Genomic DNA, 20986 nt, shown 5'->3' with positions numbered 1-20986 from the left:
AAACGAGCTTAAATAGCTCGTTTTTTATTTACGCGATACTGCTGATACGGGCTGTTAGTACGCGCGGTCAACTCTTACGGTATTATCACTTAAATAGACCAACCGTACGTTATCACCTTTACTAAAGCGCATTGACTGGTCTTGGTCTTGTACCACCATGTATTGATCGCCGTTTTCTACCTGAATCAATAACTCTACTAGGTGTGTTTGCTTATAATAGCTTTTTTGCTGATTATTATGCGCCACGCTTCCGCCAATGACTGAGCCTAAAATAGTAGCGACGGTACGACCGCTCCCACCACCAAATTGATTACCGACAACCCCCCCGAGTAGAGCGCCGCCAAAGGTTTTCCAGCCATTGTTTTTGTCTTGCACAAGCTCTTGTTCGGTAATTTTACGTACAGATTTTACATCGCCAAATAAAACCTGTTGTACAGGCACGGCTTTGTTTCGCTCATAGTTAGCAAAACTTGGTGCACTGAGTGTAAGCAATGCACACATTGCTATAGTTAAGGCTTTCATAGGTGTCTCCTATTGGTGTTACGCAAAGGCAATATTTTTGCCTTTGCGTGGAAATGTATACCAATGCGCAAAAATACTTAAATATTTTTGGGCTAAACGTGTCACTACCGGCGTTAAAAATTATCATTTAAAACAAATAAATAGCAATTTTTCCTAGCTATCAACGCGTTTATTCCGCCTCAAAATAGATCAGTTAATTAAGCGAATTGGTATTATTACCAACCAAATGTCGATTTTTCTTTCGTTTTACGAATTTCAGTTTCGTCTGCCCACTCTACTAGGCCGCTTTGCATATCCATCAAGCGCATTGTAAATTTGTAATACACATCTGATTTATCAGCATTTGATTTAACAATGCTCGATAAGTTGCCGTACAACATGTATTGCGCACCAATTTGTTTACCAAAGGCAACTGCGGTGGCAGGGTTTACAAGGGCATCTTCGTTTTGAAAGTTAAGCTGCTCACGTACTGATTCAACACGGGTCATGTCAACAAAACGAAACTTACCGCTGCGCAATAGTTGCGTAGAGATTGAGTCGGTAATAGATTCAGTGTCTATGTGTTCACTGGTTTTATTTTTAATGCGCTCAACAAATACCACAGGGCGTTTGTTTTGGGTCATTGTGCCAATAACCGGCGAGCTAAGTAGTGAGTCGGTCATTTGGCTGGCTACTTTTTGTAAATCGGTAGAGCCAAAGTTTATATCGGTGGTTTCTACTGCTTGCGCGTCGCCATAACTAACTACGGCTTTATTGGCACAACCGCTTAAAATGAGTGCGCTGAGGCCAATAACTGCATAACTCGATAACGTTTTAAATTGTGTAGTGATCATCTTTATAACCCTTATTCTTTAAATTCTTGTGCGTCGGTAGACACTTCTCTTACAGCGAGCGAAAATGTAACCGCATCCGGTGTTGGCGCTAAGCCGGGTAATTGTGTTTTAGAAAAACCAAACAGTGTTAAGGCTTGCCAAGGTGAGTGGTTTCCTTTAATTACAAACCCGTCTTTGTCGTACCAATTAAACTGATACTGTAAATATTGCGACTTTTTATATTGGCTGCTTAGTGTTACTACCACGTCGGTTAACTGGTTTGTTTGGCGTGTTTTAACATCGGTAATGGCAAGCTTTTCACCTAGAGCAGGATTATCAACATGTAACTGCTCGTTAAATGTATTTTTGCTTTGCTCAACCGAAATGCCTGATGTATCAGGTTGGCTTGCACATGCCCCAAGCATTAATGCAGCCACTAATGGCAAAGTATATTTCATGATGACTCCTAGAGTTGAACCACATGGTAGTTAAAATAGTTATTAATAGAGGTTAGGTAAATTAAGGTTAACCCTTGCTTACTAACGGTAAAATTAATAGGCGCATGGTTGCCTATTAAAAGTGTATGCGACCCTGCATTTAAACTGCTACGTGCCATGCTTATTTGATTAGGTAAAGTAAGCCAACTGCGTGTATCAGCCTGTTCAGACGCCAAATTATAAATATTAGCAATAATATTGCCTACATCGCCTGTGCTACGTGCAAGCTCTGCGCGCACTTTTTCTTTGGCTACCAAGCGTAATACTTGCCTAGATACGCGAGCCGGTATTTGTTGCTCTAATGTTTTAGCCGCTAATGCTTCTATATGCACTAACGGGTTTAGCTCTAAATTTTGCGAACCTATATTTACGCCATTAATGTTAGCTATAAACGCATTATCTTTATAAACCGGCATTGCTAAACTGTAAAAACGCGCATCGCCACCTGAGGTATAAATAGGCAAGCGTAATTTAAATTCATCTTGTTTAGGCACTAAGCCTTGTTCAACCAATATAACCACTTCACCGTGATTAGCACGAAGGGGCTTTAATGGGCTAAAGCGACGCTCAAACTCTTCTAAATCTTGGTTAAAACCTTGCTTTTTAGCTAATCGCATTACATCTTGCTGTAAGTAGTGATTATCAGGTTGAATCTCTAATGCTTTTTTATAATCAATGTAGGCATCATCGTATTGTTTATCACTTTGGTACAACAGTGCAGATAAATAAAACGTAAAGGCATTTTGAAAACCATTTTTAATACCGCGTGTCACATTACTCATACTTGGGTAATGCTGTTGTGCTTGCTCTATTGTGTCGTTTATTTGTGTTTGATTATCTGCAAGCGCATCGACTTGTACTTTGTTAGCGCGACGTATTTCAACCAAGGCGCCTTCTAAATCACTGTTGTATACATAATTAAGTGCTTTGTAGCTATGTAGCATGCTCATTTCATATGCCGGTGGTACATAGGTAATGGCAGAGTCGTTAGTAAATAAGGCGTTACTTTGTTCAAGCCCTGCACTTAATTGAATTTTTGCTGCTTCTTGTTTTGTTTGTACCTGGGCGTATACGTTTTCAAATTGTTGCTGTGAAAGACTTTGCTCGTTAGCAAGGTCTTTTAAACGGGCTTGCTCTAATTGGTTAAGTAAATAGCTACTGTGTAACTTACTATTGTTGGCAATAAGTGATTGAGCCTGTTCAATATTGTTATTTTTAATTGCGTTTCTTACAGACGTCATTTGGCTTGCATAGTCGTTAAATAAATCATTAAAGCCTATGGTGCTGCATCCACTTAATATAAAACAAACACTTAAAATTATACTTTGGCGCACTGAGCACTCCTATATAGTTAGGTTTTAAAGATTAACATACTCTGGTTTTGGATTTGTGTGAAATAGTGTAAAAAAGCGTAGCCTACTTTAGGGCATATAGACTGTGAAGATTGAAAGTTATTCTCCCTAAGGTCAGCGCGCGTTAGTTAAATTACGTGTATTTAAGGTAGGCAAATCATCATGAATAGCTTGTGAATACCAGAGGGTAGACGCGTAATTCCAGCAATTTAGCAGTATATAAAGTTATAATGCTGCGAATAAGATTAGAGTAATTACAACAATGCCGCTTTACATTTAAATGGCTCAGCTGTTTAAATACAGAGCTGACTGTGCAAGCCAATTTAAAGCATCTCATTATAAGGTTTTAGTTAAGGAGCGATTTTGAAAGCCACTTTATACACCCTCGTTGCATTAATAGCCTTTGCGGCAAATTCTTTACTTTGCCGTATGGCGTTAGCGCAAGGTTATATTGATGCGTGGAATTTTACAATTATCAGGCTCGTAAGTGGTGCCGTGTGTTTAGGCTTAATTATGGCTGTATATACGTATAACCTTAAGCGTAAGGGCGCGCTTAATAATGCTATTTTAAGTGATACCGGAAGTTGGCGAAGCAGTATTAGTTTATTGGTATATGCACTTTGTTTTTCTATTGCTTATATAGAGCTAGATACAGGCACCGGTGCGCTTATTTTATTTTCGGCGGTGCAACTTACCATGATTGGTTGGGGCATATATAAAAAAGAGCAGCTGAGTAAATTGCAGTGGGGGGCTTTTTTTGTCGCGTTAGCTGGATTTGTGTATTTAATGTTGCCCTCTGCTGCTGTGCCTTCTTTGTTAGGGGCATCGCTTATGGCGTTAAGTGGTGTTGCATGGGGCGTTTACAGTATACGTGGTAAAGCATGTGTATCGCCGCTGCGGACCACCGCCTTTAACTTTATAAGAAGCTTAGTGGCTATTCCTGTTTTATTACTTGTAGCAATAGGCTATTTAAAAACAGTAAGTATGCAAGGGGTGTTACTAGCGTGCGCCTCGGGCGCAATTGCATCAGGCATTGGTTACAGTATTTGGTATGTGGCCATGCCGCTACTAAAAAGCACGCAAGCGGCGGTTGTACAGTTATGTGTGCCTGTACTAGCTGCTATTGCAGGTATGTTGTTTTTATCTGAGCAGGTAACAGTGGAGTTTATTATTGCAAGCTCACTAATACTTGGCTCGGTATTGGTGTTTATATTAAATAAGCATACAGCGCGGTAATGCCAATAAAAGTTGCCACGTTTTATCAGTACTGATGGCTTTTTAAATGACTAAAAGCCCACTATTAAGGCGGGCTTACATTTGTTATAAAACGTTTATATAGCGCGGGTAAATTATCTAAAATGGCTGACTTACCCTCTAAATCGCTATTGCTTATACATTCGTAAAGCATCGCTTCGCTTAATGTGTTTACTAACCGCTGAGATTGCTTAATATGGCTAATATGCCAAAGTTCAGGTGCTACGCCGCCTAGATCCTGTTTGTAGGGGCGATAAAAACCATATTTAGCTAGATTTTTATCAAGCCACTGGCTGAGTGGCGCAAATGGTCCCCCATGTTGATATTCATCAGGGATAAGTTGCAGCTTATAGTCATCGTTAATTGCAGCGGTATCATACACATCAAGGTCGGTACCTAAATGATGCCGACTAGCACCTGGCAAGGCAGAGTAGAGCATAATAGCCGTGCATTTTTCCAGCTCATTTAGTTGGCTTAAATCCACTATCTGTTGCTGTTTATTAAAAACAGGGCGTATACCTAAAAACTTGTTATTCCAAATCATGGCTTGGCGATTAAAATCGCGAAAACTTGAGGCAATAGTCAGCTCAAAACCAGCGTTTTTAGCGCCATTTTGCAGGGCTAAAAAGTCATCAATAATATCAGTATGTAACCGATGCGATTGAATCTCAGTGAGATGTGTATCACTTTGCCCAGTGATACACATTGCTAATGTATTGGTATCGAGTGCCATTAGGTTAACAGTTGCTCTAAAATTTGCTCGTAAATATCAGCTAAAGCGATTAAATCATCGGTGCTTACACATTCATCTACTTTATGAATAGTGGCGTTGTTCGGGCCTAGTTCAATCACTTTTGCGCCTGTTTGCGCTATAAAGCGCCCATCTGATGTACCCCCGGTGGTTTCGAGGTTAGTGGTTAAGCCCGTGACAGATTTAATCGCATTTACGGTGGCATCAACTAATGGGCCATGCTCGGTTATAAACGGCAAGCCGTTTACTATCCAGCTTAATTCGTAGTTTAAGTCATGCGTTTGTAAAATAGCATTAACCCGTTCTTGTAATTGCTGATGAGTTACTTCGGTACTAAATCTAAAATTAAATTGCACCTCAAGCTCGCCCGGTATGACATTCCCGGCCCCCGTGCCACCATTTATATTTGATACCTGGAAGCTGGTTGCAGGGAAAAATTCATTGCCGTTGTCCCACACGGTTTGGCTAAGTTCAGTAATGGCGGGGGCAGCCAAATGAATTGGGTTTTGTGCTAAGTGGGGGTAGGCTACATGGCCTTGCACACCTTTTACTTTTAAAAAGCCAGTAAGGGAGCCACGACGGCCATTTTTTACTACATCACCGAGTACATCTCGCGATGAAGGCTCACCCACTAAGCACATATCAATTTTTTCACCACGTGCTTCAAGCGTGTCTATTACTTTGGTTGTGCCGTTGATAAAGGGGCCTTCTTCATCGGAGGTAATTAAAAATGAGATAGAGCCTTTATGATCAGGGTTTTTAGCCACAAAGCGCTCAGTAGCAACAAGCATTGCCGCCAGAGAGCCCTTCATATCAGCTGCGCCTCGGCCATGCAGCAAACCATCTTCAATTAAGCCTGAAAATGGCGGGTGCTGCCAGTTTTGTGCAGGTCCTGTAGGGACTACATCGGTATGACCAGCAAAACAAAAGTGTGGCGACTGGTTTCCTTTTCGGGCCCATGTATTGAGTGTATCGGTAAAAAATAACGACTCAATATTAAAGCCTAGGGCTTTTAAACGCTCGTTCATCATTGATTGGCAACCCGCATCTTCAGGGGTTACCGACTCGCGCTGAATAAGCGCTTGTGCAAGTGCAATTACTTCATGTGTCATTATTTAAATATCTCATCGTATTGCGCAGCTTTAAAGCCTAAGTGGTAGCTGTTGTCATTAACAAGCACTGGGCGCTTGATCATAGCTGGTTGCTCTACAAGTAATGTTATAGCAGTGTCTTTGCTTAGGTTTTGCTTTTGCTCATCACAGAGTGCACGATAGGTTGTGCCACGCTTATTAACTAATTGCTCCCAGTCAATATGCTCAGCAAATTCGCTTACAAGCTGCTCGTTTACACCGTCTTTTCGGTAATCGTGAAAGGTAAAATCTATGTTGTTGTCGGCGAGGTATTTTTTGGCTTTTTTAATGGTGTCGCAATTACTAATGCCGTAAAGAGTGATCATAGGTTTAGTTCTTCTTAATAATAGTTAAAAGGGGGTCTACACCCGCATTTACTTGCGTGTGTGAATAATGAAAAGTGCCTAAGTTATGGCCATTTAATAGCACCAAGCTGGCTAGTAAGGGCGATTTAAGTTCGCGTAAATCAAAGTAAGCTAAGCGCTGCCCTTTACTTATTTTGCTGCCATTTAGCTGTGCAATATGTGTGTGTGTAATAGGCTGCTGCGCCGGTAGTGACAAGTTAATGAGAACCTTTAAACCGTTATTTGCTTGGAGAATAAATTCACATCCTGCATTTTTAACCTGCACTAAAGTGCCATCAAAGGGCGCTAAAATTTTATGATTACTTAGTGCAACCAACATAGTTGGCCCAAGGGTAGAAAATTTAAAAAAGGGCTCAGGGTGTTGGTTTAAATCAATGACTTTGCCGCTAAAGGGGCTGGTAATTTTTAATGCGCTGGCGGGGAGCTTATTTTGCGCTAAAAACTCGATAGAGGCTGCTCTCATTTATTGATCTACTACTAAATTGTAGCCATCGTTTTTAAGTGCAGTGATGGCTTGCTGCGCAGTGTGTTTTTTTACCAAAATATAATCTGTGTCGTAGGTTGAGATGGAAAAAATAGAAATATTAGCCTTTGCAAGCACGCCAGATATATTGGCCATAATCCCCGTTAAAGAAAACCCCAACGGGCCAACCACTTCAAGTGCTTGCCAATCAGGCTCTGTATCTAAACACTCAATAGCAAAATGACTAGGGCAAACAATAGAAAGCTCATCGTGAGTTTTAGAAATAAAAAATAGGGGTAATTTTAATAGCGCTACAGGAATGTCCGCATCCACTTCTAGACTATGAATTGACAACAGCGTGCTGTGTAATTGTAATGTTTGTTTTGACATTAATAACCTGCAAACAGCGTATAGAGTCAGTTAATAGTATAGATTATTGGCTTTAAATTAAAGGTGTAACAGCCACTAAAATAAAGGCTGTGTGGCTGTGGGTAATAAGGATTTAAAACTTACCCACAATTTCTGTGGATAAGTATGGGAATTGGTAGGTATAAATAGCCTAACTAACTAATTAATAAATAAATATTAGCTAGGCTATAAAAAGCACTAGTTTGATTTAGGCGTTTTCGAGCGCTTCAACTTGAGCTGCTTGAATAGCCGTAAGTGCAATGGTGTACACTATGTCATCGACTAATGCGCCACGGCTTAAATCGTTAACGGGCTTTCGCATACCTTGTAGCATAGGCCCTATGCTGATTAAATCGGCACTACGCTGTACGGCTTTGTAGGTAGTGTTACCGGTATTAAGGTCTGGGAAAATAAATACCGTAGCTTTACCGGCTACTGGGCTATTTGGTGCTTTTTTAAGAGCAACATTTTCCATAATCGCAGCGTCGTATTGCAATGGCCCATCAATAATTAAATCTGGACGTTTTTGTTGAGCAATTTGCGTGGCTTCACGCACTTTTTCAACATCGGCGCCAGAGCCAGAAGTACCTGTGCTGTAGCTTATCATGGCAACACGTGGCTCTATGCCAAACGCGGCTGCAGAATCGGCTGACTGAATAGCGATATCTGCTAATTGTTCTGCATTAGGGTCGGGGTTAATTGCACAATCGCCGTATACCAGTACTTGGTCGGGCAGCAGCATAAAAAACACAGACGATACAAGTGATGACCCTGGTGCGGTTTTAATTAACTGCAGCGGTGGGCGAATTGTATTAGCTGTTGTGTTAACAGCGCCAGATACTAAGCCATCGACTTTACCTTGCTCAAGCATCATAGTGCCCAGTACAACATTATCTTGTAATTGCTCTTGTGCTACGACTTCTGTTAAGCCTTTACTTTTACGAATTTCGACCATAGGTGCAACATAGTCGTTAATCACCGATTTTGGCTCAACAATACTTACATGTTCGTTAAGCTCAATACCTTGTTGCTCGGCAATACGCATTATTTCATCGCGATCGCCAAGTAATACTGTTTTTGCAATACCACGTTGTCCACAAATAGCCGCGGCTTTAATAGTACGCGGCTCATTTCCTTCAGGAAGTACCACTGTTTTAGCCGCTTTACGGGCTTTATCTGTAAGTAAATAACGAAACGCAGGAGGTGAGAGCTTACGTGTTTTGCCAACATTTTTTGCAAGCGTATCAAGCCAATCAGAATCGATATATTCTGCGTTGTGATCTTTTACTTTTTCAATACGTTGGTCATCATCGCTTGGTACTTCCATATTAAAATTATGCAGTAGTAATGATGTACGCCAAGTATCGGCCTCTGTGGCTAAAATAGGCAAGCCTGTTTGCATTGCTTGTTCACACAGCGCCATTATACGCGGCTCTGGTTCAAAACCACCGGTAAGTAAAATAGCACCAATTTTAGTGCCGTTCATGGCCGACAAACACGCAGCGACTAAAATATCTGAACGATCGCCTGGGGTGACTAATAATGCGCCCGGTGTAAAGTGGTTCAAAATGTTTGATACGGTACGCGCACAAAACGTAATACGGCGTAAGCGACGGTGTAGCATGTCGCCTTCGTTAATTATGGTGGCTTTTAAATACGCGCTTAAATCTTTAACGCGCGGCGCAACTAAATCAAAGTCCCACGGGATGGCGCCTAACAGCATAAATGGGTTTTTTCTAAAAATAGGTAAAGAAGCTAAACGGTTTAATTCGTTATCAAGCTCTTCTGCTTTGTATGAATCGACCAAATCAGCGCGGGCGCGGCCTTCTTCATCAAGCGGGGCATTCACTTTGTTAAAAATACAGCCTAAAACACGCGGGTGATCAATGCCACCATAATACCCAGCAGCAATTTCTAAACGGTCTTCAATTTGCGTAATGGTGTAATTACCAGGGGTTAATACAAATACAATATCGGCACCCAGAGTTTGGGCTATTTCGCGGTTTACACGCCCGGCATAAGGTTGGCGGCGAGTAGGCACCATACCTTCAATAATAGCCACTTCGTCATCGTTAATTTTACTTTCAAAGCGCTCTACTATTTCTTCAAGTAAATCATCGCCTTTACCATCGCCAATCATTTGCTCTGCATAGCTTAATGCAAAGGGAGTTGGTGGGGTAATTGATGAGCCTTGCATAATAATTTGAGTTGATTTTTCAGGGCCTGTTTCACCCGTACGTGGCTGGGCAATTGGCTTGAAAAAGTTAACTTTCACGGTTTTTTGCTCAAGCGCACGCACTAACCCGACAGAAACAGATGTTAAACCAACACCCGTAGAAACCGGAATTAACATAATACGACGTGCCATAATTAAAGCTCCTTCACAATGTTAGCGGCATCAAGGGCAATTACCCATTCTTCATTAGTTGGCATTACAACCGCTTTAGTGGTCGCGTTGTCAGAGCTAATAATGCCTTCATTACCAAATCGCGCATCTAAGTTGGCTTGTTTATCGCAATCTAAGCCTAAAAACGTTAGTTGTGTAATTACTTTTTCGCGGATAATATCTGAGTTTTCGCCTATACCACCGGTAAAAATAAGCGCATCTAACTGCTGTAATGGCACCATGTAGGCGGCAATTTGTTTAGCAAGGCGGTAGCAAAAAATGTCAAGTGCAAGGGCGGCTTTTTCATGGCCAGCTACAGCAGCTTCTTCTATGGTTCTGCAGTCGTTAGACAGTTCACTAATACCTAACAAACCACTTTCTTTATTAAGTAAGTTGTCGATTTGTTTTGCATCATAATTAAGTTGTGTTGTTAAAAAGTTAAATAAACCAGGGTCGATATCACCACTGCGGGTGCCCATTACTAACCCAGCAAGCGGGGTTAAGCCCATGCTAGTATCTACACTTTTACCGCCTTTAATTGCACACACAGAACAACCATTACCTAAATGCGCACTAATAAAATTGCTTTGCTCAACAGGCTTATTAATTAATTTAGCGGTTTGGCCTGCTACATAATAGTGGCTAGTGCCGTGCATACCGTAACGGCGAACACCGTGCTCTGTGTATAGCTTGTAAGGGAGTGCATATAAGTAGGCTACTTTATCCATGGTTTGATGAAATGCAGTGTCAAAAACAGCAACCTGTGGCAAACCAGCAAACGAAGCCTGCGCTGATGAAATACCCAGTAAGTTTGCATGGCCATGTAAAGGGGCAAGGCTTGAAGCATCTGAAATACCCGCAATGACTTTTTCATCTACTAATGCAGATTGAGTAAAGTGCTCACCACCGTGAACAACACGATGGCCTACGGCAATTAAATGCTCATCTAAATGGTGATCTTTAATTAGGCTCACAAGCGTATTAATGGCTTCACCATGCGCTTGATTAGCAGCTAAGCTGATAACGGTTTTATCACCTTGGTATTTATATTTAATAGATGGATTTTCTGAACCTAGGCGTTCAGCTAAGCCCGAAATAATTTCATGCCCGTTATCAGCATCAATAATGGCAAATTTTAAACTCGAACTACCACAGTTTAATACTAAAACGTGTTGTGATTTAGAGGGCGTAGTTGGCATAGATACAGTTTCCATAAACAATAAATTTAGTAAGTGTACGTTAAGATATGAACAATACACTTAAGGTGCAAATTAAAGGTAAACTTAGCCACCATATAGGTGATAAAAAAGCGACTAAAGTCTAATTTATAAGATGAGTATTTTAACCCAGTTAATAAATTTAGTTTAGTGTTTAGTTGCTTATATATACAAAAACAATAACTTTTACTGCTAAAGTGTGAAGCTATTTATTTGTGTTACACTTACAGGCAGTGGCAAGCAGGCGCTACGGGTTTAAAAGTTTAGATGTGAGGAGTCATGATGCAAAAAAGTGTGATGTCACAATTACAAACGGGTAGGTTATATGCTAAAAAGTGGCCTATGCGTAAAGAGTTAGCACCGTTGTTTAACGAATTTAAAGTAATTAAGGCAACCGAGCTGGCAATTACTGTAATGCCAATATTAGCCATGCTAACGTTATTTTTTCAGCTTAACTATTTAGGCCCCGATTTTTTACCGCAAGCGATTGCCAGTGCATTGTTTTTTTTGTCGTTGCCGTTGCAAGGCTTGTTTTGGTTAGGTAAGCGAGCCGAAACACCATTAGAACCGAGCATGCAAAAATGGTACAACGAGTTATACACCAAAATGGTGGCAAATGGCTATCAAGCCCAAATAAGCGAAAACAAGCCCCGTTATATGGAGCTTGCACACTTATTAAAAGACATGTTTGATAAAATGGATAAAGCGTTTACTAAAGAGCAATTTTAGAGCGCGTTTATCTGTAAGTGTATGAGCAGAGCGCACGCTTTGCTCCATTTATTTTTGACACTCCTCCTGGCATATGAGCTTACTCAATATAGCCGGGCAGTAACTTCCTCACTAACACTCGTTATTAAAACATCAATCGGCTTTACTAAACTCGGTAATGTAAAACGATAGGGTGACGCTTTGGGCGCCTTTTTCTTCAAGAGTTTGCCAATGTTCAGGTCTAAATTTCCACGCAAATGGTGTCATCATTATTAAATTTTTAATATCTGAAAAATTAAGCGTAACCTGCTCTGTAATGAGCTTTTGATCTGCTTTTATAAAGCCGCTTGGCGTGTCAATTTCAGTGTGTTTTGCTACATCTGCATAAATATATTCTTTCAGCTCTTTTAAATGCCACGGCCCTGGGCTTGCAACTACTAATGTGGCATTTGGCGCTGCTAAACGCGCCAGCTCTTGCTCAAACAAAGGCGCAAAAACACTCAGCAATACGTCAGCAGTGCCTGACTTAAAAGGCGCCTGGCTAATTGATGCAACGCTAAAATGACATTGTGGGTATCGCTTTGCTGCATATTTTACGGCTGATTTAGAAATATCGACGCCGTATACCTGCGCCTCTATTTTATCGGCAATGGCATGAGTATAAAATCCTTCGCCGCAGCCTAAATCTATTAGCACGTTTGGTTTGCGCTCACTAATTATATTACTTAATGCGCGCTGTAAAAATGCGTAAAAGCCTTGCTCTAAAAAAGAACGCCTTGCTTGTACCATTTCGAGCGAATCACCCGGTTGCTTTGAGTTTTTGTGTTGCACCGGTAGTAAATTTACATAGCCTTCTTTGGCAAAGTCGAAGGTGTGATTATTGTCACATCGAAGTGATGAATTATGTTTTAAAAGTGCGTGGTTACATAAAGGGCATTGGTATTGCAGACTCATGAGTCTAGGTAGTCCTTATCATAAAAAGTTTTGACCCAGTGTGGCCGATAAGTGATCAAAAGCGTAATGGCCATACCGTTGAGCATTGCCTCAGGAAACCAAATGATAGCACTTAAGTATACGTAATTATCTGCCAATTCCTGCCAATTATATTGCCCTATAAGCAAATAAAACAAAGCCCCTAAGCTTATTTTTAGACATGCAATAAAGCCTGCCAATATAAAAGAGCACACAAAAATATAAACAAAAAAGTGACGCGGTAAATACTGATAACTCATTATAAAGCCAAGGTAGCTTAATAATGTAGGAATAAATGCACCAAACAGTATTTGCATGGGCAAAAGATTAAGATCAATGCTTGCAAAAGCTGCCAATAGGGCACTGGCCAGTAGGCTACTTAAAATAGCAAGGCGCCACCCTAAAATTAGCGTTGCGGCAGTTACACCTAAAATGTGTAAATCAAGACCGCTTAAAATACCCGCTTTAATTTGCCATAACATGGCAAACACTAACGCACACGCAAGTACCCCTATTTGCCGTGCAGGCGTTTTATAAAGTGCTTTATAGGTATTTTTTTCTACGCTTATAAAGGTAATAATTAAAACAAGGGCCCAAAGTAGCCCTTGCATTTTAAGCGTTAACATAGCAATTATTTAAAGGTTGACCAAATTGGCGCATGGTCAGAGGGCTTTTCTATGCCGCGTAATTCGTAATCTATGCCGGTATCAATACATCGCTCGGCAAGGGCATGGGTAGCAAGTACAACATCAATGCGTAGGCCACGATTATCTACAAACCCTTTAGAGCGATAATCAAACCACGAGTATTTGTCGCTTGTTTCAGGGTTTTGCTCTCTGAAGGTATCTTTAAAGCCCCAATTTAATAATTTAGCAAGCCATTCGCGCTCCTCTGGTTGAAACGAGCACTTACCTGTTTTAAGCCAGCGTTTAGCGTTTACTTCACCAATACCAATATCTAAGTCGGTGGGCGAAATATTGATATCGCCCATAACTATAACATCTTCATCGGGCGTGTGGTTTGTTTCTAAATGGGTCATTAAATCTTTGTAAAACTGGCGCTTATAAGGGAATTTTATTTCGTGATTTATATTATCGCCTTGTGGGAAATAACCATTCATTACTGTTAGGTCGCGGCCATTTTCTTGCTCAACTGTCACACTTATCATGCGTTTTTGTGCTTCTTCAGTGTCGCTGGCAAAACCTTTTAAGACCGATTTAGGCTCATTTTTGCATAACATTGCCACACCGTAGTGCGCTTTTTGACCATGAAAATAAACGTGGTAACCCATTTTTTGTACGTCCTCGAGAGGGAACGCCTCATCATGAACTTTAATTTCTTGCAAACCAATAATGTCTGGCTGGTGTTTATCTATAATTGCTTGTAACTGGTGTAAGCGAGCTCGCAGACCATTGATATTGAAAGAAATAACCTTCATAAAATTTACCTTTAATTAGACTCTGTTTTTATAACTAAATTGTATCAGTAAATAAGCCTACATAACATGATCGAAATGAGAAAATAGCTGCGCAAATGTTGATCAATTGGTGCGTAAAGTTTAAACATTGTAAATGCTTTATTAATTATTTAAATAAATAAAAAATTCAATTGATCTCGTAATTATTGAATATATAATGCGCAAAAATTACTTGTTTAGTCGTTCAAATAGGATCTCTCTCATGAAAACACAATTACTTTTAGCTACTGCTTTATTAGCCTCTGCGTCTGTATCAGCAAAAAGCAACACTTACTTTAGCCAAGATAATAAACTTGAATCTAAATTATGTGTATTAAGTGCAAATGAAGGCTTTAGCGCAGCGCGTAAAGAAGCAGCACAACACGGTGTATACCTATCGCGTTTTTCTAAAAGTGTTTTATGTAATGGTCAAGATATTCGCGACATTGCTAAAAAAGTAACGTCTAACCAAGCTGCTGAATCAAAAGTTGAAGTGTTTGCAAAAGATGCACACCAAGAAACACAGTTATGTATCACAGCGTTAAAGCAAGGCCTTGCGCCTGTTCGCCAAAAAATTGGTAACTTAAACTCATTAAAGTGTAACGGACAAAACGTAACTGAATTTGTAAAGCGTTACCAAAACGCAGCAATCTAATTGCGCGGTAACATGTAGATTAAAATAATGCCCAGTTTGTACTGGGTATTTTTTTGCAAAAATTACAAGGTATGCAGCAATCATTGCAAAGCTAAGTAATTGATTAATGTATATAAAATAAGCTAAATACACGTAACTTATTGATTGTTGGCGGCTTGTGCACTTTGGCATTGGACTTGTATTAGTTAAAGTGACATTTACTAACTACAAGGATACGTCTTATGAAAAAGTTAACACTCGCAACAACTATTTTAGCTTCGTTAAGTTTAGCCGCTTGTGCCTCAAACCAAGGCCTTGAAAAAATCGATAGCGATTTTGCAAGTTTAGATAACGACAGTGATGGTTATATTTCAAAAGTAGAAGCAGATGACGATAGCATCTGGGGCCACTTTTCAAATATTGATACCAATATGGATAACGAGATCAGTCGTAAAGAATTTAACACTTACATGCAGTTAAATACCGGTAAGGTAGCGACTGACAGCGAAGTAAGTGAGTCGGCATTTAAAGCTAAAATAGCTAAATTTGATAAAATCGAAAATGATTTTAGAAGTTTAGATAACGACAAAAATGGTTACATCTCAGTAGAAGAGGCTGACGATGATGATATTTCAAACCATTTTGGTTACATGGATGGCAACAATGATAAACGCATCAGTAAAGGTGAGTTTAAAGGCTACATTAGCAAATACGGTAAAGCCGTTGCTGAAGATGATGCACTAAAGCATTATAAAAACAGCTAATATTAGCTAAATACGCTACACATAAGAGCCAGCATTAATTGCTGGCTTTTTTGTGCATTTAATTTGTTTTAAAAGCAGATATGTTTTCCCCCTTTTGCGATGTTCTGTCATAATAGATGGCTACGTATTTTAAAGGGCAAAGCAAGATATTATGACGGGTCGTCGAATTAGTGATGAACAATTAATTGAGATCATTGAAGCGGCTATATTTGTCGCAGACAAACCTGTTAGCAAACGCCACTTAAAAGATACTGTATTGGCTGATTTAGCTATTTCTATGTCACGAATTAACACTGCAATAGACGCTATACATACCCACTATCAAACACGTGGCATTAAGCTAGTTGAAGTAGGCAGTGGCTATCGCTTTCAAGCGTGTAGTAGTTTAAGCCCTTGGCTTAGTAATTTATGGCAAGAACGGGCACCTAAGTACTCTCGCGCACTACTTGAAACATTGTCGTTAATTGCCTACAGGCAACCAATAACGCGTGGTGAAATAGAGCAAGTACGAGGTGTAACAACCGGATCAGCAATTATTAAAACCCTCCTTGAGCGAGAGTGGGTTAAAGTAGTAGGGCATAAAGAAGTACCTGGTAAACCAGCGCTTTATGCAACAACAAAATTATTTTTAGATTATTTTTCGTTAACCGGTTTAGATGAACTCCCTGCATTGCCAGCGCAACAGGAAAGTAAAATAAACCAGTTATTAAGTGATCCTTCTGTGAGAGAACCATCCGAATGAGTATTCAAGGTGAAAAGTTACAAAAAGTCCTAGCCCGTGCAGGGGTAGGCTCACGACGTGAAATGGAAAAATACATTGATGCAAACCGCGTTAGTGTTAATGGTAAAGTGGCTAAATTAGGTGACCGTGTTGAGGAAACAGACTTAATACGTGTTGATGGCCACAGCGTAAAAATTGAAGAAAAAGCCGACCGTATTTGTCGTGTAATTATGTACAACAAGCCAGAAGGGGAGTTAAGTACACGTAAAGACCCAGAAGGACGTCGTACTGTTTTTGACCGTTTACCACGCATAGACGGTGAGCGTTGGATTGCTGTTGGTCGTCTAGATATTAACACGGCAGGTTTAATGTTATTTACCAACGATGGTGAGTTAGCTAACCGCTTAATGCACCCAAGTTATGAAGTTGAGCGTGAATATTCAGCCCGTGTATTTGGTGAAGTGACCAATGAAACCATTAAAAACCTAACGCGTGGCGTAGAGCTTGAAGATGGTCCTGCTAAATTTTTAACGGTTAAATCTTTGGGTGGTGAAGGCATTAACCGTTGGTACAATGTAACGCTAAACGAAGGACGTAACCGCGAAGTTCGCCGCTTATGGCAATCTCAGGATGTAGAAGTATCGCGCCTTATTCGTATTCGTTACGGAAAATTAGAGCTAGATAAGCGCCTTCCTCAAGGTGGTTGGGCTGAACTTGATTTAGAAACCGTTAACTATTTACGCAAAACCGTTAAATTAGGTCGCGAAACACAAACTAAACTGTCGGTTATGCCTGAAAAACGCAAAGACAAGCGTGCTAAAATTAACCAAATTCGTAAAGCGGTTAAAAAGCATAACCAACGTGTTAAGCAAACTAAGCGTAAGTAATACTAACCCGCAATAATACTTAATCATTTTGCGGGGTTAAACGTGTCGTTACCTAGGTAAAAAAATGCTCATTTAGCACAGCTAAATAGCGAATTTTTTGCCAAGCGATCAACACGTTTTTCTAGCCTTAAAATAGATAATTTAATTAAGCGAATTGGTATAATTACCAAAAATTACCGACAAAAAAGCCGCAATGTATGCGGCTTTTTTTATAATTAAAAATGTAGTTTACTTTTTTTGTTGCGCATCGAGAGATTCACCGTTTACATCGCTCGAGTCATCACTCATTAAATATAAATACGTTGGCATTAAATCTTCTGGGGTAGCAAGCTTATCGCGATCCTCCCCTGGATACGCTGATGCGCGCATAGAGGTACGCGTTGCGCCAGGGTTTATACAATTTACACGGATATTGGTTTTACCTACTTCGCAGGCCCATGTTTGCATCATGCCTTCAACTGCAAATTTAGATATTGCATAAGGCCCCCAAAATTCGCGCCCTTTACGGCCAACGCTTGATGAAGTGAAAACAATAGAGGCATTTTCTGATTTACGCAGCACAGGAAATAGCGCTTTGGTGATCATTGCTTGCGCAGTAACATTCACTTTCATGATGTTTTCAAACGTAGAAGAGCAAAAGTGCTCAAGTGGCCCGAGCGAACCTAAAATACCGGCATTATTTAATAAGCCGTCTAATCGGCCAAATTGACTTTCGATTGTAGCTGCTAAATCGCGGTAGTTTTGTTTTGTCGCGCCTTTTAAGTCCATTGGCACAATAGCAGGCTGAGGGTAACCAGCATTGACAATCTCATCGTAAACGCATTCGAGCTTATTTGTTGTTTTACCAAGTAAAATAACTGTCGCGCCATGCTTTGCGTAGGTAATTGCTGCTACGCGGCCAATACCATCGCCGGCACCTGTAATTAAAATTACTTTATTTTGAAGTGCATTTGGAGTTGCTTGATAAGTTTGCATATAAATACCAATTTATAAAATTTTTTTGATTTTAACATAGCAAATCGTCAAGTAATCGAATTTATTGAAAATTTAGGTGGCGGAATTATAAACTTTACGTTAAGTTTAACTGGTCTAATGTCTCATTAATAAACTGATTACATTGTTTTAACTTTACTACACTGATTAAACACACTTACTTTGAACGAACACACTATAAAAATAAAGATATGTGCGGAGCCAACAATATGAAAAAAATGCTACTCTCACTCTCGGTTACAGCTGCGTTAGCAGGTTGTGGCGGCGGAGAAACATTAGAAGATGTTAAAAACGATACTGCAACCATAATACCTAATGCCACGGTGACCTTTGACCCTGCGAATGGGGTTTTATCTGTCCCTAACGATTTATTAATGAGCGGCACTCAAGACGGCACAATTAATATTCCAGGTGAATTAGACGATGATAACGTCTCTGTGCCTCGCACTGCTTATGCAGATCCGCAATTAGCGCTAGGTGCGCTAGATGGCTGGTCATCGCAAGTGCCTTACAAAATTGATTTAACTTTCCCTACAGGCGTATCGCTTGATGAAACCTCTGCAGCGTCGCCTGGTACAGTAAGAATTTTTGAAGTGGTTATGGGCGCAAGCTTAACTGATGCCGAATGTGCTGTTGTTACAGCTGGTTCAGCGTGTAAATTGGTAGGCGAATTAACCTATGGCGTAGACTTTATTTCTCAAGCCTCTGGCGATGCAGTTGCTATTATCCCATTAAAACCTTTCACACCAGGAAGTTCATACATAAATGTATTAACCACTGGATTAAAAGACTCTCAAGGGCGTTCTATTCAGCCTTCTTCTACTTACGCTTCTGTAAGTGAAGAAGCGCCATTGATTACTGATGCTCAGCTTGGTCTTCAAGCGGCAGTAAATAGCTATGAGAATGTGGTTGTAAGCTCAGGTGATATTACTAAAGATGATATTATATTTTCTGCTGCTATGACCATTCAATCAGCAGGTCCTGTGCTTGGCACAATTAAAAACTTACTGGCAGCTAGCTTACAAAATGATGCTTTGCCAACACCAATGGTAAGTGTACCTGAACAAGCAATGGTAAATGTGCAGCAAGTATTTGCAGCTGCGGGTGTTAGCGTATCGGATGCGTTTTCTGGTGTGCAATATTTAAAAGGTAGCGTTATGTTACCTATGTATTTAGGCACCCCAACAGGCACTGAAATAAGCGATTTAAATGATACATATTGGCAAGGTATGTGTGACAACGCGGTAGCTGTTTTAGGTTACAAAGCTGCAGCAGGCGAGGCTTTCCCTGCAGAGCCAATTAGCGATAATGATGGGCTTTGTGCTGCGTTAAGTGACGGACAGTTGCGTGATTTAGGTTTAGACACTACGCGCCATTTAACTAAGTATAACTCTATTCCTAAAGTGCAAAGCATGGCGAATGTGCCAGTGCAAATAACAAAACCTATTTTGCCGGTTATTAATTTTATTCGTGATTCACAAGGTCTTGATCCAATTGAAATGCCAGAAACTGGCTGGCCAGTTGTTATTATGCAACACGGTATAACAACCGACAAAGAAAGCATGTTGGCATTAACTGCACAACTGTCAATTCAAGGTTTTGCCACAGCGGCGATTGACCATCCTCGCCATGGTGAGCGTGGTGTAGATGTTGACGCTGATGGGACAGATGACTTTAATGCAACAACAGGTTCAGTACTAAGTTACATGAATTTAAACTCTTTGTTAGTGGCTCGTGATAGCTTGCGTCAATCATCAGCAGATTTATTAGGCTTACGCTTAGGTTTAAACTTTATTAATGATGCGACAATTAACGCACAAGATGTAACCTATGTAGGGCATTCTTTAGGATCTATTGTTGCACCTGCATTTATAGCTCAGGCTAATACTCCGCTTGCAGATACAGTTGACCCATTATTTAAGGTAAACACTGTAGCACTTGCCAGTGGCGGTGGCGGTATAGCAAGCTTTTTACTTGAATCGGCTGCGTTTGGGCCATTTATTCAAGGCTCTGTATTATCGCAAGCTGGTACAGCAGAGTCGCAAGAGTTTAACGAGTTTTTACAAGCGGATGCTATTTCAAACTGTGGTACATTATTACCAGATATGGAAGCGTTTTTAACTTGTGGCTATCAGGCGTATGTAACCTCACTTACTACGGCAGGGGAAACTACAAAGCTTGCTAACATCCAAGCGGTAATGACCGAGTTTGCTTTTGCAGCGCAAACAGCACTTGATAGCGGAGACCCAACAAATTACGCAGCAGCGGTAAATGCATTAGGTACACCTGTATACACTAATGTAGTTGTAGGCGATGGCGCAGATAACAAACCAGACCAAGTAATTCCGCCAGCGGCAGCAAATAACCCTATATCGGGCACAATTCCGTTAGCAACATTTATGGGGCTTGAAACAGTAAGCACTTCACAAGCACTAAGTGAAACCCCAGCGAGTTATTTGGTGAAATTTACAAAAGGGCACCATGGCTCAATTTTAACGCCAGCACAAGATGATGCCCAAGCGGCAACAGTTGAGGGCAGTGCAGCAGCAAACGCTGAAATGCAGCTCCAAGTCGCTACTTATTTAGCTGCACGCGGGCGTATGTTATTAGTCAGTAACCCAGAGGTTGTGACTGATTAATCAGCAAAAACCTTATTAACCTTGAAAAGCCACTGTTTAGTGGCTTTTTTTTGTT

The 20986-nt window shown here is 40.5% G+C and carries 22 protein-coding genes; 7 read left to right on the top strand and 15 right to left on the bottom strand.

Annotation, left to right across the window (positions count from 1 at the left end):
* Nucleotides 1-54: 54 nt before the first annotated feature.
* From CWC04_RS08720 to CWC04_RS08705, 4 genes are all read right to left on the bottom strand, one after another.
* Nucleotides 55-522, bottom strand: coding sequence for an outer membrane lipoprotein (locus CWC04_RS08720; protein ID WP_004587767.1), 468 nt, complete (start codon nucleotides 520-522; stop codon nucleotides 55-57).
* Nucleotides 523-737: 215 nt separating this feature from the next.
* Nucleotides 738-1355, bottom strand: coding sequence for a penicillin-binding protein activator LpoB (gene lpoB, locus CWC04_RS08715; RefSeq protein WP_024032666.1), 618 nt, complete (start codon nucleotides 1353-1355; stop codon nucleotides 738-740).
* Between the two features lie 11 nt (nucleotides 1356-1366).
* Nucleotides 1367-1792, bottom strand: a complete 426-nt coding sequence (locus tag CWC04_RS08710) for a YcfL family putative periplasmic lipoprotein (RefSeq protein WP_024032667.1) — start codon at nucleotides 1790-1792, stop codon at nucleotides 1367-1369.
* 8 nt (nucleotides 1793-1800) lie between these two features.
* Nucleotides 1801-3165, bottom strand: a complete 1365-nt coding sequence (locus tag CWC04_RS08705; protein ID WP_055019378.1) for a COG3014 family protein — start codon at nucleotides 3163-3165, stop codon at nucleotides 1801-1803.
* 381 nt (nucleotides 3166-3546) lie between these two features.
* Between CWC04_RS08705 and CWC04_RS08700 the strand changes: the two genes are divergently transcribed.
* Nucleotides 3547-4419, top strand: coding sequence for a DMT family transporter (locus CWC04_RS08700; RefSeq protein WP_024032669.1), 873 nt, complete (start codon nucleotides 3547-3549; stop codon nucleotides 4417-4419).
* Between the two features lie 64 nt (nucleotides 4420-4483).
* On the opposite strand, the gene CWC04_RS08695 is transcribed toward CWC04_RS08700, so the two are convergent.
* The 7 genes from CWC04_RS08695 to CWC04_RS08665 form a co-directional block, all read right to left on the bottom strand.
* Nucleotides 4484-5170 carry a M15 family metallopeptidase gene (locus tag CWC04_RS08695; protein ID WP_055019377.1) on the bottom strand — a complete coding sequence of 229 codons (687 nt, stop codon included), beginning with the start codon at nucleotides 5168-5170 and terminating at the stop codon, nucleotides 4484-4486.
* Nucleotides 5170-6300, bottom strand: coding sequence for a succinyl-diaminopimelate desuccinylase (gene dapE, locus CWC04_RS08690; RefSeq protein WP_055019376.1), 1131 nt, complete (start codon nucleotides 6298-6300; stop codon nucleotides 5170-5172). The genes CWC04_RS08695 and dapE overlap by 1 nt, the downstream gene beginning before the upstream one ends.
* Complete coding sequence (locus tag CWC04_RS08685) at nucleotides 6300-6644, bottom strand: ArsC family reductase (RefSeq protein WP_055019375.1); 345 nt, start codon at nucleotides 6642-6644, stop codon at nucleotides 6300-6302. Before CWC04_RS08685 ends, dapE begins: the two co-directional genes overlap by 1 nt.
* A gap of 4 nt (nucleotides 6645-6648) precedes the next feature.
* Complete coding sequence (locus CWC04_RS08680; RefSeq protein WP_055019374.1) at nucleotides 6649-7146, bottom strand: PTS glucose transporter subunit IIA; 498 nt, start codon at nucleotides 7144-7146, stop codon at nucleotides 6649-6651.
* Nucleotides 7147-7536 (bottom strand): ACT domain-containing protein, encoded by a 390-nt coding sequence (locus CWC04_RS08675; protein ID WP_004587776.1) that lies wholly within the window; start codon nucleotides 7534-7536, stop codon nucleotides 7147-7149.
* Nucleotides 7537-7762: 226 nt separating this feature from the next.
* The gene (gene pta / locus CWC04_RS08670) at nucleotides 7763-9922 is read right to left on the bottom strand and encodes a phosphate acetyltransferase (protein WP_004587777.1); all 2160 of its coding nucleotides are present in this window, start codon (nucleotides 9920-9922) and stop codon (nucleotides 7763-7765) included.
* A gap of 2 nt (nucleotides 9923-9924) precedes the next feature.
* Nucleotides 9925-11139, bottom strand: a complete 1215-nt coding sequence (locus CWC04_RS08665) for an acetate kinase (RefSeq protein WP_138685213.1) — start codon at nucleotides 11137-11139, stop codon at nucleotides 9925-9927.
* Between the two features lie 300 nt (nucleotides 11140-11439).
* Between CWC04_RS08665 and yfbV the strand changes: the two genes are divergently transcribed.
* Nucleotides 11440-11886 carry a terminus macrodomain insulation protein YfbV gene (gene yfbV, locus CWC04_RS08660; protein WP_054982400.1) on the top strand — a complete coding sequence of 149 codons (447 nt, stop codon included), beginning with the start codon at nucleotides 11440-11442 and terminating at the stop codon, nucleotides 11884-11886.
* Between the two features lie 132 nt (nucleotides 11887-12018).
* Here yfbV and CWC04_RS08655 read toward each other — a convergent pair whose 3' ends face one another.
* Genes CWC04_RS08655 through xthA form a run of 3 tightly spaced genes read right to left on the bottom strand, consistent with a single transcriptional unit; the run spans nucleotide 12019 to nucleotide 14275 of the window.
* Nucleotides 12019-12819 carry a putative RNA methyltransferase gene (locus tag CWC04_RS08655; protein WP_138685157.1) on the bottom strand — a complete coding sequence of 267 codons (801 nt, stop codon included), beginning with the start codon at nucleotides 12817-12819 and terminating at the stop codon, nucleotides 12019-12021.
* On the bottom strand, nucleotides 12816-13463 hold the full coding sequence (locus tag CWC04_RS08650) for an energy-coupling factor ABC transporter permease (RefSeq protein ID WP_138685156.1): 648 nt from the start codon (nucleotides 13461-13463) through the stop codon (nucleotides 12816-12818). The genes CWC04_RS08655 and CWC04_RS08650 overlap by 4 nt, the downstream gene beginning before the upstream one ends.
* A 5-nt stretch (nucleotides 13464-13468) precedes the next feature.
* Nucleotides 13469-14275, bottom strand: a complete 807-nt coding sequence (gene xthA, locus CWC04_RS08645; protein ID WP_004587782.1) for an exodeoxyribonuclease III — start codon at nucleotides 14273-14275, stop codon at nucleotides 13469-13471.
* A gap of 241 nt (nucleotides 14276-14516) precedes the next feature.
* Here xthA and CWC04_RS08640 point away from each other — a divergent pair, with 241 nt between their 5' ends.
* The 4 genes from CWC04_RS08640 to rluB all read left to right on the top strand — a co-directional run bounded on the left by CWC04_RS08640 (nucleotide 14517) and on the right by rluB (nucleotide 17299).
* Nucleotides 14517-14948: a hypothetical protein gene (locus tag CWC04_RS08640; RefSeq protein ID WP_004587783.1), complete on the top strand. Its 432-nt coding sequence runs from the start codon at nucleotides 14517-14519 to the stop codon at nucleotides 14946-14948.
* A 221-nt stretch (nucleotides 14949-15169) separates the two neighbouring features.
* Complete coding sequence (locus CWC04_RS08635; protein ID WP_004587784.1) at nucleotides 15170-15691, top strand: EF-hand domain-containing protein; 522 nt, start codon at nucleotides 15170-15172, stop codon at nucleotides 15689-15691.
* A gap of 151 nt (nucleotides 15692-15842) precedes the next feature.
* Nucleotides 15843-16433 (top strand): SMC-Scp complex subunit ScpB, encoded by a 591-nt coding sequence (gene scpB / locus CWC04_RS08630; protein WP_138685155.1) that lies wholly within the window; start codon nucleotides 15843-15845, stop codon nucleotides 16431-16433.
* Nucleotides 16430-17299: a 23S rRNA pseudouridine(2605) synthase RluB gene (gene rluB / locus CWC04_RS08625; protein ID WP_004587786.1), complete on the top strand. Its 870-nt coding sequence runs from the start codon at nucleotides 16430-16432 to the stop codon at nucleotides 17297-17299. The genes scpB and rluB overlap by 4 nt, the downstream gene beginning before the upstream one ends.
* A gap of 228 nt (nucleotides 17300-17527) precedes the next feature.
* Here the strand turns inward: rluB and CWC04_RS08620 are convergent, their stop codons facing one another.
* Complete coding sequence (locus tag CWC04_RS08620; protein WP_004587787.1) at nucleotides 17528-18274, bottom strand: YciK family oxidoreductase; 747 nt, start codon at nucleotides 18272-18274, stop codon at nucleotides 17528-17530.
* A gap of 227 nt (nucleotides 18275-18501) precedes the next feature.
* Between CWC04_RS08620 and CWC04_RS08615 the strand changes: the two genes are divergently transcribed.
* Complete coding sequence (locus CWC04_RS08615; RefSeq protein WP_024034033.1) at nucleotides 18502-20931, top strand: VolA/Pla-1 family phospholipase; 2430 nt, start codon at nucleotides 18502-18504, stop codon at nucleotides 20929-20931.
* Nucleotides 20932-20986: the final 55 nt, after the last annotated feature.

It is taken from the genome of Pseudoalteromonas sp. S2893 (assembly GCF_005887105.1).
Taxonomy (GTDB): domain Bacteria; phylum Pseudomonadota; class Gammaproteobacteria; order Enterobacterales; family Alteromonadaceae; genus Pseudoalteromonas; species Pseudoalteromonas atlantica.
Note: the sequence above shows the minus strand (reverse complement) of the source record. Positions and strands in the feature narration are given on the sequence as shown.

What these genes read in the sequence shown, in the direction of transcription:
- CWC04_RS08720 (WP_004587767.1), bottom strand. Translation starts at nt 522, where the DNA reads ATGAAAGCCTTAACTATAGCAATGTGTGCATTGCTTACACTCAGTGCA.
- lpoB (WP_024032666.1), bottom strand. Translation starts at nt 1,355, where the DNA reads ATGATCACTACACAATTTAAAACGTTATCGAGTTATGCAGTTATTGGC.
- CWC04_RS08710 (WP_024032667.1), bottom strand. Translation starts at nt 1,792, where the DNA reads ATGAAATATACTTTGCCATTAGTGGCTGCATTAATGCTTGGGGCATGT.
- CWC04_RS08695 (WP_055019377.1), bottom strand. Translation starts at nt 5,170, where the DNA reads ATGGCACTCGATACCAATACATTAGCAATGTGTATCACTGGGCAAAGT.
- dapE (WP_055019376.1), bottom strand. Translation starts at nt 6,300, where the DNA reads ATGACACATGAAGTAATTGCACTTGCACAAGCGCTTATTCAGCGCGAG.
- CWC04_RS08685 (WP_055019375.1), bottom strand. Translation starts at nt 6,644, where the DNA reads ATGATCACTCTTTACGGCATTAGTAATTGCGACACCATTAAAAAAGCC.
- CWC04_RS08680 (WP_055019374.1), bottom strand. Translation starts at nt 7,146, where the DNA reads ATGAGAGCAGCCTCTATCGAGTTTTTAGCGCAAAATAAGCTCCCCGCC.
- CWC04_RS08675 (WP_004587776.1), bottom strand. Translation starts at nt 7,536, where the DNA reads ATGTCAAAACAAACATTACAATTACACAGCACGCTGTTGTCAATTCAT.
- pta (WP_004587777.1), bottom strand. Translation starts at nt 9,922, where the DNA reads ATGGCACGTCGTATTATGTTAATTCCGGTTTCTACGGGTGTTGGTTTA.
- CWC04_RS08665 (WP_138685213.1), bottom strand. Translation starts at nt 11,139, where the DNA reads ATGCCAACTACGCCCTCTAAATCACAACACGTTTTAGTATTAAACTGT.
- yfbV (WP_054982400.1), top strand. Translation starts at nt 11,440, where the DNA reads ATGCAAAAAAGTGTGATGTCACAATTACAAACGGGTAGGTTATATGCT.
- CWC04_RS08655 (WP_138685157.1), bottom strand. Translation starts at nt 12,819, where the DNA reads ATGAGTCTGCAATACCAATGCCCTTTATGTAACCACGCACTTTTAAAA.
- CWC04_RS08650 (WP_138685156.1), bottom strand. Translation starts at nt 13,463, where the DNA reads ATGTTAACGCTTAAAATGCAAGGGCTACTTTGGGCCCTTGTTTTAATT.
- xthA (WP_004587782.1), bottom strand. Translation starts at nt 14,275, where the DNA reads ATGAAGGTTATTTCTTTCAATATCAATGGTCTGCGAGCTCGCTTACAC.
- CWC04_RS08640 (WP_004587783.1), top strand. Translation starts at nt 14,517, where the DNA reads ATGAAAACACAATTACTTTTAGCTACTGCTTTATTAGCCTCTGCGTCT.
- CWC04_RS08635 (WP_004587784.1), top strand. Translation starts at nt 15,170, where the DNA reads ATGAAAAAGTTAACACTCGCAACAACTATTTTAGCTTCGTTAAGTTTA.
- scpB (WP_138685155.1), top strand. Translation starts at nt 15,843, where the DNA reads ATGACGGGTCGTCGAATTAGTGATGAACAATTAATTGAGATCATTGAA.
- rluB (WP_004587786.1), top strand. Translation starts at nt 16,430, where the DNA reads ATGAGTATTCAAGGTGAAAAGTTACAAAAAGTCCTAGCCCGTGCAGGG.
- CWC04_RS08620 (WP_004587787.1), bottom strand. Translation starts at nt 18,274, where the DNA reads ATGCAAACTTATCAAGCAACTCCAAATGCACTTCAAAATAAAGTAATT.
- CWC04_RS08615 (WP_024034033.1), top strand. Translation starts at nt 18,502, where the DNA reads ATGAAAAAAATGCTACTCTCACTCTCGGTTACAGCTGCGTTAGCAGGT.